Consider the following 13,863-nt stretch of genomic DNA (forward strand, 5'->3'; position numbering starts at 1 on the left):
TAGTATTTAACTTTTTTATGAATATAATTTCACAGTTTTTTTTAAATTTAAAAATCAAAAGCAATTTTTAATTTTGTTTATGATAAAATAAAAAAATGATAAAAAACCTTTACAATACCATTTATTTTTCACAAATATCAACATCAGCGCCAAACGCAGATATTCAAAATTATTCACCTACTACACTAATTATTGTAGCTGTGCTTTTTTTGGTTTTAGCATTAGTTTTTTTGATTTTATATAAATATTCTTTAAACAAAATGCGAATTTTTAAAGATAAACAATTACAAGCATACAAAAAAGATAATCCTAAAAAGATTAATGTAACTTATGAGTCTTCTGGTTTATATTTACCAGCATGAGAAAGAGCAAAATATAATTTACCTTTATTTTTAAGTGTAACATTTTTATCTATAGCAATTGTATTTTTTGTGTGAGCATCGCAATTATCATAAAAAAAACATTCAGAAATATTTCTGAATGTTTTTTTTATCTTGTTTCTGTAATTTTAGTTAGTTGTCCTCATACTGTATTAGAAATAATTACTTCATTCTCCGAAAGAATTGGATCTAATAAGTCGGTATATGAATTCATATGAGAAATTGCTATTTTACTATCAAATGATACTTTTATTAAGTATTCATTTCTTGAATCGTCTTTTTCTATTCATATTTTAAAATTATCTATTATTTTATCTTCTGATAAATCGGTTAAAATTGGATAAAGTGAAAACCTATTTGATATACCTATTAATTCACTCACTTTTAGATCAGAATATCTAACATTATAATTTCTATTTGAAGAATTATCAACTAAATTTACTTGTAGTTTTTTATAAAGTTTTTTTATAAAAGATTGTTTGCTAAAATCTGAAATAAAAGGTAATAAATCTAATGTTTTATTATTTTCAATTTTTTGCCAATTGTCTTTGATAGAATTTTTAAGATTTGTTATTGAATTAATTTCTTTTTCAAAATCTGCTGGTGTTAAATTAAAACCTGAAATAATAAAATCTGATGCAGAAGTTATTTTTTTAAAACCACTAAATTCATAAAATTTAGTCACAGCCGGTTCTTTTAAGCTTGGATTTTCCTCTGAGTTTTCAATAAAAACTTCAAAACCAAGTAAACCAGAAGAATCACTAAACTTTGCATTAGTTATTGAGTATTTGTATTTTGTTTTAAGTTCTTCATTAATACTAAAAAATCTTGATTTTAAACTTGAATTAAAATTAACAGTATCATTTTCAAATAAATCTGTATTTGTATTCATTAATGTTTCAAAATTAATTATTCTTTCTTCATTTCTTGAAGATGTTTTCTTAATACCTTCGTATTTATTTGGATTTTCAGAATATAAAGTCATATACGCAATAAGTGAAGGATATAAATTTAAAAACTTAGCATCTAATTGATTAGGAGTTAAAAAGTTATCTTTATTATTAATTTGGTTATTTTGATTTGATTTTTCAAAACCCACTAAAGTAAATTTTTTAATTTTTGATTGATTATCTTTTGAAAAAGATAAACTGATATTTGTTATTTCGCCTTTTGAATCATCTGTGTTTGTTGAATTTATATCAACAAGATTAATAGAATATTTATTTGTTATATCGCTTTCTAACCAAAAAACATGAATATCCTGATTAAATCTTTTTTGTAATTCAATTCAAGCAGATGTAGCGCTTTTTTGTGAATAAAATCGGTTTCCTACAGTTACATATGTGTTAATTGTATCTAAATCAGAAAAATCAATTTGTTCTTGTGAATTTAACTGATTTTTATCATTAGCATTTGTTTGGTTGTTTGTAACATTTTGATTATTTTCTACATTATTAGAATTTACATTATTATTTGAATCTAAGTTATCTTTATTTGTAGTTTTTGGTTCTGTTGTTTCTTGTTGTTTAGAATCACTTGTATTTATTTTACTTGGATTGTTTTCCATTGGTTGTTCTTGTGAATTAGTAGTGTTATTTACTGTTTGTTTATCTTTCTCAATTTGTTGTGATTTTTGATTATTACTATTTAAATTGTTTTCTTGATTCATGTTATTAGGATTTTTTTCATCATGTTTTCTTGATTCATTAATTTCTTTTTTACAACTTACAACACCTAAAGCAGTGGTGAGTGAAGCAGAAATAAATAAAAAATTTAAAATTTTTTTGTGTTTTTTTAATTTCATAGTTATTTAAAATATTAGCATAAATGCATTAAACTCAAAATAAGTTTTTTAAAAAAATAATACATAACAATTTTTCCTTAAAAATAGTAATTTTGACTAAAAAATAATTTAAAATTTAACTTTTTACACGTTTATATTATTTAAAATCTTTATTAATAATATTAAACTTTTTTGCTAAAATTTTAATATTATGATAAATAGATACAGTGCAATAGTTATTGGTGGTGGCCATGCAGGTGTAGAGGCAACATTTGCATTAGCAAATAAAGGACATAATGTTGCTTTATTGTCTTTCGATTTAAATAAATTAGCAATGATGCCTTGTAATCCTTCAATAGGAGGGCCAGCTAAAGGTATTATCACAAGGGAAATAGACGCTCTTGGTGGTGTTCAAGGATATTTTTCAGATTTAGCAATGATTCAAATTAAAATGTTAAATGAATCAAAAGGCCCAGCAGTTAGAGCCTTAAGGTCTCAAATTGACAAAGAAAAATATTCAAAATTAATTAAAGATTCACTAGAAAGACATCCTAATATAACTTTAATTGAAACAAGTGTTGAAGAAATTCTTGTTGATGAAAGTAAAGTTTTTCAAGGAGTAAAATTAAATGATGAACAAATAATTTATTCCGATGTTTGTGTTATAACTACTGGTACATATATGAATTCAAGAATTCTACGGGGCGAAGACATAACGATAAGCGGACCAGATAATCAAAAAACAACAATGAATTTAAGTAAATCTTTAATCAAACATGGTTTAGAACTTCAAAGATTAAAAACAGGTACTCCTGCTAGGGTTTATGCTTCGTCTATTGACTTTTCCAAAGTTGAAAAAGAAGTTCTTGATGATACTGCACTAACTTTTTCAAATCGCTCAGGTGTAAAACTCGGTGAACAAATTTCATGTTATTTAACATATACAAACGAAAAAACTCATCAAATAATTGAAGAAAATATCGCTAAATCTGCAATGTATTCTGGTTTAATTGAAGGTGTTGGTCCAAGGTATTGCCCAAGTATTGAAGATAAAGTAATGAGATTTAGAGATAAAAATAGACACCAAATCTTTTTTGAACCAGAAACTGCTGATGGAAGCATTATTTATATTAATGGTATGTCTACATCGATGCCAATAGAAGTACAAGATAAAATGTTACGTACTATACCAGGTCTTGAAAACTGTGAAATTCAAAAATGAGGTTATGCAATTGAATATGATGCACTAAATCCTCTTCAAATTTCAGTTTCGCTTGAATCTAAAATTATTACAAACTTATTTACAGCTGGTCAAATAAATGGAACAAGTGGTTATGAAGAAGCTGCTGCCCAAGGTTTGATTGCAGGTATTAACGCTGGTCAAAAATTAGAAAAAAAAGATCCATTAATTTTATCTCGTTCAGATGCTTATATTGGTGTTTTAATTGATGATTTAGTTACAAAAGGAACAAAAGAACCTTACAGAATGTTAACTTCACGAGCAGAATATCGTTTATTATTGAGAAATGATAATCCGGACGAAAGATTATCAAAATATGGCTATGAAGTTGGATTGATTACAAAAGAAAATTATGATAAAGTTATTGATAAATATAATCGAATTGAAGAAAAAATCAATGAATTAAGTACAATGTTTGTTTCATCAAAAAGTGAACTTGGTAAAAAATATAATATTGAAAATGGTGTTTCTATGTTAAAAGTTTTAGCAAGACCAGAAGTAGAAGCAAAAGATGTTTTAGGAGATTTTGAATTTAAAAATGAATTAACAACAAAAGTAAGACTTGATGGTTATATTAAAAAACAAGAAAGTCTTGCACAAAAAATGTCAAGACTTGATGTTTTAAAAATTCCACAAGATATCGACTATTCAAAAGTTATTAATTTAGCAACTGAAGCACGTCAAAAACTTGAAAGTATTAAACCAACAACAATAGGACAAGCATCGCGCATTTCTGGGATAAATCCTGCTGATATTCAAATGTTAATGTTTCACATAGCAAGCAAAAAATAATATGAAAATAAATATTATTGCAGTGGGTTCTTTAATTAAAGAATATCAAGTTTTGTATGATGATTATTTAAAAAAAATTAATTTTTTTGCAAAAATTAATTTAATCGAAATTAAAGAACAAAAAATAGAAAATATTGATCTTAAAAAACAAAAAGAAACCGAATTAATATTACAAAAAATACCAAAAAATTCAAAAGTTATTTATTTATCATTAAATGGTAAGCAAATCGATTCAGTTGATTTTTCTAAAAAAATAACTGAACAAGATAATTTAACATTTATAATAGGTGGTTCAAATGGTGTTATTGAATCTTATTTTCAAGAACAACTAAACTTTTCTAAAATGACTTTTCCACATCAATTATTTCGAATAATGTTAATTGAACAAATATATAGAGCTTTTACAATTAAAAATAATATTAAATATCACAAATAAGGAGTATTATGGCAAGATTTATAGATGAAATCACAATTTCGGTTCAGGCTGGAAAAGGTGGTGATGGTATGATATCATTTAGACGTGAGGCTCACGTTGATAAAGGTGGACCTGATGGTGGTGATGGTGGCCGCGGTGGACATATTTACTTTGTTGGTGATAGTGGAAAAAACACTCTTTTAAGTTTTTATAAAAATAAACATATTGTTGCTGAGGATGGTGTTAAAGGTGGACCTAAAAATCTTTATGGTGCAAACGCTCAAGACACATATATCAAAGTTCCGATTGGTACACTTGTTTATAATGGTAAAAAACTAGTTGCTGATGTTATTGAAACTAATACACCTTATTTGATTGCTAAAGGTGGAAAAGGTGGCCGTGGTAATAACAAATTTAAAACAACAAAAAATACCGCGCCAAGAATTTCTGAAAACGGTATGCCAGGTGAAAAATTTGAAGCAAAAATTGTTCTTAAAATTCTTTCAGATGTTGGTGTTGTAGGAAAACCTTCTGCTGGAAAATCAACATTTTTAAATTCAGTTTCAAATGCTAATGCAAAAACAGCTGATTATGAATTTACAACACTAGTTCCTCAACTAGGAATGGTTGAATATTTTGAGTCATCATTTACAGTAGCAGATCTTCCTGGTTTAATTAAAGGTGCTTCTCTTGGTAAGGGTTTAGGAATCCAATTCTTAAAACATATTGAGCGTTGTCGTGTTATAGCACATATTATTGATTTTGGTTCTGAAGATAAAAATCCTATTGAAGATTTTGAAACAATCAATAATGAATTAAAAAATTATAATTTTAAATTAGAACAAAAACCACAATTAGTTATTGCAAATAAATCTGATTTACCGATGTTTGAAAAACATTATCAAGATTTCAAACAAAAATATCCTGATATAAAAGTAATTAAAATTTCTGCAATTTTTAGAGAAAATTTAGATGAAGTTAAATCTGGTCTTGTAGAACTTATAAAAAATAATCAATACCAAACAATTGAAAACGAAGAAGATGAAATAAAGGTTATTGAATTTGAACCAGATTATATAATTGAATCACCTTATAAAGGTTATTTTGATATAACAGGAAAAAAAGTTGAAGAACTTTATTATAAAATACCAATTAATACATATGATAATTTACTAAGATTTAATAATATACTTAAAAAAATTGGTGTATGAAACGAACTTATTCAAAGAGGGATTCAAAAAGGTGATATAGTCACTGTTTATGGTTTCCAATTCGAATGAGAAGATGAGTAAATATCAATTAATCAATTAAAAGATTAATTGATATTTTTATATTTAAAATTTAACAATTTATTTCCCAATTATAAGTTTAGAAAAAATTATATGACTTAAATATAGCATTAAAAAAATATTTTTAAAAATTTTGCTATATATTATCAAAAAAATTAATATTAATATATAGATATAAAATAATCAAATTTTAATTAGTATTTTTTATCTATATAAAATAAAAAAAATTATTAAAAAAAATATATTGTTTTAAAATTTAATTATGTATAAATCAAAATTAAATATTAAACAAACACAAAAAGCAATTCAAGATTTAAAAAAAATCTTTCAAAAAAAATTACAAAGTAATTTAAATTTAACAAGAGCAACTGCACCATTGTTTCTTGAAAAAGAAACAGGCTTAAACGATGGTTTAAATGGTGAAAAAGCTGTTGCTTTCTCTCCAAAGAACAGTAGTATTCATCTAGAAGTTGTTCATTCACTAGCTAAATGAAAAAGAAACGCTTTAAAACAATATCATTATGACTTATACGAAGGTATTTATACAGATATGAACGCGATACGTCGCGAAGAAGATTTAGATAATACACATTCATATTATGTTGATCAATGAGATTGAGAAAAAATAATTGATAAAAAAGATCGTAATATTGAGTTCTTAAAAAGCACTGTAAAAAATATTTATGATGCTATTTTATATACAAAAGAACAACTAGTGTTAGAATTTCCAATTTTAGAAAACAATCTTGCATCAGAAGTTTATTTTATAAGTTCACAAGAACTTGAAAATATGTATCCAGAATTTTCAATTAAAGAAAGAGAAACAGCTATAACAAAATTAAAAGGTAGTGTATTTATATATCAAATAGGTCACGAATTAAAATCTGGTTTAATACATTCATTGAGAGCTTTTGATTATGATGATTGAAATTTAAATGGTGATTTAGTTGTTTATTCACATGTTTTAAATAAAGCAATTGAACTGTCATCAATGGGGATTAGAGTTGATGCTAGCTCAATAGTAAATCAATCTAAAAAATCAGCTAATGAAGTTGAACAAATTTCACCATATCATAAAGCTATAATTAATGATGAACTACCATTTACTATTGGTGGTGGAATTGGTCAAAGTAGGTTAAGTATGTTTTTACTTGAAAAAGCACATATTGGTGAAGTTCAGTCTAGTTATTGACCAGAAGAATATAAAAATGAAATGAAAAAGAAAGGTATAGAAATTCTCTAAGGTAAAAATTTGAAAAATCAAGATTATATAAAAAATAAAACAGGTTTAACACAAAAACAAAGTCAGGATTTATTAAATAAACATGGTGAAAATATAATTCATTCTGAAAAACAAAAAAGCATTATTGCTATATTTTTTAATCAATTCAAAGATTTTATGATTATATTACTTTTAATAGCAGCAGCATTTAGTTTAGGAGTAGCTTTTTATGAAACTTTTGGATCTCGTGAAAAACCAGAGACTTCTGAAATAATAGTAAGTTTTATTGAACCAATTATTATACTAATTGTTATTGTGCTAAACTCTATGCTTGGTACTTATCAAGAAATCAAAAGTAATCAAGCTGTTAAAGCACTTGAAAAAAATAATGAATTAATGGTTAAGGTTATAAGAGATAATAAAACACAATATATACCTTCAAATAAATTAGTTCCTGGTGATTTAATTATTGTTGAGGCGGGTGATGCTATTTGTGCTGATTCTTTACTTTTAGAATCTTTTTCATTACAGGTTGTTGAATCTGCATTAACTGGTGAATCAGTTGCAGTTGATAAAAATTCAGATGATATTATTTATGATCCAAATACACCACTTGGAGAGAGAAAAAGTGAAATTTTTTCAGGTACTTACGTTACAAACGGTAGAGCAATTGCTCTTGTTTTAAAAACCGGACAAAACACTGAAATCGGGAAAATTAATTCTTTAATTCAAGAACAAGAGGTGCAATTAACACCATTACAAATTAAACTTAACAAACTTAGCAAAATTTTTGGAATCTTAGGTGTTACATTACTTTTTATAACAACATTGTCACAATTAATATTAACAAATACAGTGTTTGGTGGCAATTGAAACAATCCGGAAACATATTCAAATTCAGTAATTATTGGTATTTCTTTAGCAGTAGCAGCAATTCCAGAAGGTCTTATTACTTTTACAACTGTTTTATTGGCTATAGGTGTGTCTAAAATGACTAAAGAAAACGTTATTATTAAAGCGTTCCCTGTAATTGAAACCTTAGGATCAACAAGTATTATTTGCTCTGATAAAACTGGAACATTAACTGAAAACAAAATGACTGTTGTTAAATTTTTCGATGTTAACAATTCATCTAATATAGCAGATTCACTTGCTTTATATGGTTTAGTAGGTTGTTGTGATGCTAAAATATCAAAAGATGAAAATAATAATATTATTGAAATTGGTGATCCAACAGAAACTGGGATTTTAAGATATGGTTTAGATAATAATCTAACAGAAGAAACTTTTAATAAAGAATATCAAAAGTTATATTCATTACCATTTGATAGCGAGAGAAAATGTATGTCAATACTTGTTAAAAATAAAAATGACGAATATTTTATTTTTACAAAAGGTGCACCTGATGTTATTTTATCTAAATCTAAAAATCAAAATAATGAATATATGCATATTGTTGAAGAATGATCAAATAATGCTTACAGAGTTATTGCAATAGCATATAAAAAACTTTTAGTACCAAAAAATCAAATAGATCTTCCTGATGAGCAAGACTTAGAGTTTCTTGGTCTAATTGGTATGATTGACCCCGCAAGATCTGGAGTAAAAGAAAGTATTTATCAAGCAAAACAAGCAGGTATTAAACCAATAATGATCACTGGTGATCATATTACAACAGCAGTAGCAATAGCAAAAGAATTAGGTATATATTCTGATAACGATATTGCTTTAACAGGTTATGAATTAGCTAAAATTAGTGATGAAGAATTAAAGGAAAGGGTAAAACATATTTCAGTATACGCAAGAGTAAATCCTTCAGATAAATTACGTATTGTTAAAGCTTGACAACAAAATCATCAAGTGGTTGCTATGACAGGGGACGGAGTAAATGATGCACCTGCATTAAAAGCCAGCGATATTGGTGTTGCAATGGGTATAACTGGAACAGATGTTTCAAAACAAGCAGCAGATGTGATTTTAACTGACGATAATTTTACAACTATTGTAAAAGCAATTAAAAGAGGTAGAGAGACTTTTGATCGCATTAAATCAGTAATTTTAAATTTATTAGTATCTTCTTTAACAGAGATTATTGTAATGTTATTTGGTTTATTTGTTCTTTCTTTTGTTTTTAAGAATCAAATCAAAAATCAACAATTAATTATTTTATCTGCATCGCAACTTTTATGAATTAATTTATTAACACATGGATTACCAGCCATAGCATTAGGGATGACACCTAATGATAGTGATGTAATGAAAAGAAATCCATTTAAAAAATCTGAAAGCATTTTTGCAAGAGGAATGGGAACTCAATTAATTATTCAAAGTGTTGTTTTAAGTTTAATTTCTATTTTTTCATATTTATTTGTTGGAATTATTGCATCAAAAAATAATGTTGATTCAGATAACTTTATTAAACTTACTTCAACAGCAATGTTTACAACTCTTGGTATAGGAGCTAGTTTAAATTCTATTAATTTAATGAGTTCAAAATCATTATTTTTATGTAATCTTAAAAAATATAAACTTGTTTACTTAGCTAGTTTATCTTCATTTGCTTGTGTTTTAATTGCAGCGTTTGTTCCTGGTATTTCTGACATTTTTAAAATGGCTTCGATAAGCAAAATAACAAATTATAATAATTTATATTGAATTATTCCAATAGTTTTAGGTTTTGGGTTAATCTTTTATAATGAACTTGAAAAATTAAGTAAAAATTTATTTAAAAAATATATAAAATAAAATTCATACAAATGAAAGTAGAAATCATAATTAGATATTATTACTAATAAGATCTCTACTTTTTATATTTTTTGTTGTAAAACACTTTTTTGCAATTTTATGGTTAAATTTCCAGACTTTTATTTTAATGTTCCTTAAAAAACTTTATAATTAAAAAAACAAAAAAATGAAAGGAAAAATGAAAATAACAAGTTTATTTAAAGATAAAGATACTATTTTTCTTAATGAATCATTTAAAAATAAAGATCAAGCTTTAGAATTTATTGCAAATGAATTATATAACAAGAAATATGTATCAAATTATCATGAGGCTTTAAATCTTTTTAAACAAAGAGAACAACAGGCTTCAACAGGTATTGGTGATAAAATCGCTATGCCTCATATTGGATCTGATATTGTTTTAAAAAATACTTTAGTATTTATTAAAACAAGTAACTTAGATTGAAAATCAATTGATAACCAAGATATTAATTATATTTTTGGTATTGTTTTATCAGGTAAAGAAAGAGATAATTCTCATATTAAAATTATGCAAAAATTATCTCAAATTTTAATTAATCCAGATTTTAATAAAAGAATAAATGAAATAACAAATAAAGATGAATTTATTAGTTTATTAGATGAATTAGAACAAGATATTCTTAAAAAAGAAACATCTGTTTGAAGTAGTAATAATACATATGATATTGTTGCGGTAACAGCATGTCCTACCGGTATTGCTCACACATTTTTAGCAAAAGAAAAAATTCTTGAATATGGAACTAAAATGGGTGTAAAAATCAAAGTAGAAACACAAGGTGCAGAAGGTATTGATAACAAGCTTAGTGAAGATGAAATCAAAAATGCAAAAGGTGTTTTACTTGCTGTTGATAGAGAAATTGAAAAAAGTAGATTTACTAATCATGATAATGTGTTAGAGGTTTCTACTCAAAAAGCAATTCACACAACAGAAGAACAAATAGAAAAACTTTTAAATCAAAAAGGACAAAAAATTTCTTCTAATTCTAAATCTTCAACAGAAGAAGCAGAAATTTCTTTTGATGGTTTTGGTAAGAGAATGTATAGATCTCTAATGACAGGGATTTCACATATGCTTCCATTTATTGTTTTTGGTGGAATAATTTTAGCATTTGCTTTCTTATTAGATATGATAATAGGACTTGCTAGTGGTGTAGACATTAATTCTAAGACTTTTTTAAGTAGTTTCGGATTTAATCACTATGTATCAAAAACTATTTTTGATATTGGAAAAATAGGATTAGGACTTGCAGTTCCAATTTTAAGTGCATATATAGCATTTTCTCTTGTAGGAAGACAAGGACTACTTCCAGGTTTTGTTGTAGGTAATATAGCAAGTGGTTCTCTTGCTGGAACCTATGGATTTTTAGCAAAATCTATTGCATCAAGCGGCCTCGATTCAGGTAGTTTTCTTGGAACAGGATCAGGATTTATTGGTGGTATTCTTGGAGCATTTTTTGCTGCTGCAATGGTTATTGTATTTTCTAAATATGTTTTTGGTAAATTACCAAAAACAATGCAAGGAATTAAAAATATTTTATTTATACCTGTTCTCGGAACAGTAACTATTGCTATTTTATTCTGAGTATTAAATATTGTATTTATCTACATAAATCTTGGTTTAGTTTTATTCTTAAAATTATTTGAATCTAAACCATATCTTGCATGAATTCTTGGTTTAATCCTTGGGGTAATGATGGCAACTGATTTAGGTGGTCCAATTAATAAAGCAGCTTATATTTTTGGAACATTAACAATTGCTAATGGTACAAGTTCAATACCTATGGCTGCTGTTATGGCCTCTGGTATGGTTCCTCCTCTTGGTATTTCTATTTCTATGTTTATATCTAAAAAACTTTGATCTAAAGAGGATATTCAAGCAGGTAAATGATCAAATATTATTTTCGGTGCTTCATTTATTTCAGAAGGAGCGATACCTTATACAAGTAAAAGACCAAAAATGTTAATTCCAGCTAATATAGTTGGTGGTGCGGTAGCAGGTATAATTTCTGCAGCACTTTCTGTTAATATTATTGCACCACATGGTGGTATCTTTGTAATTTTCTTAGCAAAATCTAATTTATTTGAATCACTTGGAATGCAAATCGGATTTGGTATATTATTCTGATTATCAGCAATTATTGTTGGAGCATTTGCATCTGCTGGAACAATGCTATTAATGAATTATTTAAATAATAAATATCCAAATTTATTTAAAATTAAGAAACGTGCTAAAAGACAAAAAGCAAATTAATATGATTTATACTTTAACACTTTCACCTGCAATAGATTTTTTAATTAAATCTGATGATTTTGAACTCAATAAAGTAAACAGATATCAAAATTATGAAATCCTACCAGGTGGAAAAGGGATAAATGCTTCTATTGTTTTAAGCAGACATGGTTTTAAAAATAAAGCTATTACATTATTTGATAAAAATACATTTCAACAATTTAATTCGCTTTTTGAAAATGAAAAACAATCACTAATAAATATAGATGTTAAGGTTAGAACAAGAACGAATATTAAATATTATGGATCAAAAACAAACTTTGAGCTAAATGGTCCTAAAACTGCATTAAATCAAGAAGAAAAAGAAAAATTATTTAATATTTTAAAAACTTTTCAAAAAGATGATATTTTAATGCTAATGGGTGTTAGTGATGAGAATTTATTGAAACAAATACTTGAAATTTTAAAAGATAAAAAAATCAAAATAATTTTTGATGTTGACACACCAAATTATTTAGATTTTATTAAATATCAACCTTATATTGTTAAACCTAATTTAGATGAGTTAAATTCTATATTTAATAAAAATTTTGAAAGTGATTATGAAATTTTTCAAGCAGCTAAATTATTGCAAGAAAAAGGAGCGAATAATATATTAATTTCAAATGGTGCAAAAGGTTCATACTTACTGGATGAAAATAATAATTTTTATAAGTCAGCAATTAAAAATAAAATAAATGTTGTGTCTGCAACTGGAGCAGGAGATACAATGATATCTATTTTTACTTCAAATTACTTATTAAATAAAAATTCAAAACAAGCGCTTATTAATGCAAGTGCAGCTTCAATGGGTACTGTATCTGTTTCTTGACTTACAGACAAAAAAATTTCAGATAAATTTTTATCGAATGTAGAAATTTCCGAATTAAAATTTTAACAAAATAAGAACTAGCTTAGGTAATCTATCTAATAAATTTTTGTTTTTTATATTTAAAACCTTTCTGACATATGTCAGAAAGGTTTTTCTAAAATTATTTACCTTTTCTTATTCTGTAATTGCACCTAATTAGTAAATTGTTTTTACGACAAAAATTAATAATAGAACTATAATTTATGTGAGCCTGTGGATAATTGTCTTTAACAAATTTCACAAAAGAAGAAATGCTTTCTTTTCTTATGTTATTATTTAGTTTATATTCATTTTCATAAGATTTAATATATTCTTTAATCCATAACTTAACTTCATCTCTTGAATATTTAGCAGCATTTTTATTATTTGTGTTTTTATGCTTACAATTTATTTTATTTTTTTCTGTTAATTTAATTAATGTTTTAGTTCTTGTTATTGTTCTTTTGCTACAATTAAATTTTTGTGAAAGTTCTAAATTAGGCCTTTTCATATTATTTTTAATAAAAGAAATCATTTCTCTTTTTTTTAGTTCATATTTAGAATTTTTTCTCATTATAAAGGGGGACACAGAAATGACACAGTTATTTCTGTGTTTTCTTTTATAAAACAAAAGGAAGGGGGAGGGGTATACCCCTCGGGCTTCGCCCATAAAAATGAGCAAACATTTATCACACAAACAATGAGAATTTTGAATCAAAGAGTATTACAAAGCAAATAATAATTTTGCTAGTGAACAACTATTTTGAACTAATTTTTGTAATCAAAATAACATTAAATTTACTAAGCACGTAATTTATAGATTTAAACAAAAAATTAACTTGTATAATTTAAATATG

11 protein-coding genes are annotated in these 13,863 nt (G+C 25.7%); 9 read left to right on the plus strand and 2 right to left on the minus strand.

Annotated elements, in window-relative coordinates; translation table 4 throughout:
• The first annotated feature begins 95 nt into the window (after positions 1–95).
• Entirely contained in the window at positions 96–455 is a 360-nt protein-coding gene (locus tag BU00_RS0100435; protein ID WP_051521827.1) for a hypothetical protein, read from the plus strand.
• 34 nt (positions 456–489) lie between these two features.
• On the opposite strand, the gene BU00_RS0100440 is transcribed toward BU00_RS0100435, so the two are convergent.
• The gene (locus BU00_RS0100440; RefSeq protein ID WP_027121012.1) at positions 490–2,184 is read right to left on the minus strand and encodes an LppA-related lipoprotein; all 1,695 of its coding nucleotides are present in this window, start codon (positions 2,182–2,184) and stop codon (positions 490–492) included.
• 190 nt (positions 2,185–2,374) lie between these two features.
• Here BU00_RS0100440 and mnmG point away from each other — a divergent pair, with 190 nt between their 5' ends.
• From mnmG to BU00_RS0100475, 7 genes are all read left to right on the plus strand, one after another.
• Positions 2,375–4,195 (plus strand): tRNA uridine-5-carboxymethylaminomethyl(34) synthesis enzyme MnmG, encoded by a 1,821-nt coding sequence (mnmG, locus tag BU00_RS0100445; RefSeq protein WP_027121013.1) that lies wholly within the window; start codon positions 2,375–2,377, stop codon positions 4,193–4,195.
• 1 nt (position 4,196) lies between these two features.
• Complete coding sequence (locus BU00_RS0100450) at positions 4,197–4,631, plus strand: 23S rRNA (pseudouridine(1915)-N(3))-methyltransferase RlmH (protein WP_027121014.1); 435 nt, start codon at positions 4,197–4,199, stop codon at positions 4,629–4,631.
• A gap of 8 nt (positions 4,632–4,639) precedes the next feature.
• Positions 4,640–5,902 (plus strand): GTPase ObgE, encoded by a 1,263-nt coding sequence (gene obgE / locus BU00_RS0100455; RefSeq protein ID WP_027121015.1) that lies wholly within the window; start codon positions 4,640–4,642, stop codon positions 5,900–5,902.
• A gap of 259 nt (positions 5,903–6,161) precedes the next feature.
• The gene (asnA, locus tag BU00_RS0100460) at positions 6,162–7,142 is read left to right on the plus strand and encodes an aspartate--ammonia ligase (RefSeq protein ID WP_027121016.1); all 981 of its coding nucleotides are present in this window, start codon (positions 6,162–6,164) and stop codon (positions 7,140–7,142) included.
• A 9-nt stretch (positions 7,143–7,151) separates the two neighbouring features.
• Positions 7,152–9,866: a cation-translocating P-type ATPase gene (locus BU00_RS0100465; protein WP_027121017.1), complete on the plus strand. Its 2,715-nt coding sequence runs from the start codon at positions 7,152–7,154 to the stop codon at positions 9,864–9,866.
• A gap of 178 nt (positions 9,867–10,044) precedes the next feature.
• A complete protein-coding gene (locus tag BU00_RS0100470; RefSeq protein ID WP_027121018.1) occupies positions 10,045–12,138 on the plus strand; it encodes a PTS fructose transporter subunit IIABC in 2,094 nt (697 codons plus the stop codon).
• 1 nt (position 12,139) lies between these two features.
• The gene (locus BU00_RS0100475) at positions 12,140–13,054 is read left to right on the plus strand and encodes a 1-phosphofructokinase (RefSeq protein ID WP_027121019.1); all 915 of its coding nucleotides are present in this window, start codon (positions 12,140–12,142) and stop codon (positions 13,052–13,054) included.
• 94 nt (positions 13,055–13,148) lie between these two features.
• Here BU00_RS0100475 and BU00_RS0100480 read toward each other — a convergent pair whose 3' ends face one another.
• Complete coding sequence (locus BU00_RS0100480; protein ID WP_027121020.1) at positions 13,149–13,580, minus strand: hypothetical protein; 432 nt, start codon at positions 13,578–13,580, stop codon at positions 13,149–13,151.
• A gap of 100 nt (positions 13,581–13,680) precedes the next feature.
• Here BU00_RS0100480 and BU00_RS0100485 point away from each other — a divergent pair.
• Positions 13,681–13,863, plus strand: a 183-nt coding sequence (locus BU00_RS0100485; RefSeq protein WP_027121021.1) for a hypothetical protein, incomplete at its 3' end; no start/stop codon positions are given.

Origin of the sequence: Mycoplasma leonicaptivi ATCC 49890 (assembly GCF_000622205.1) — a bacterium.
GTDB lineage: Bacteria > Bacillota_I > Bacilli_A > Mycoplasmatales > Metamycoplasmataceae > Mycoplasmopsis > Mycoplasmopsis leonicaptivi.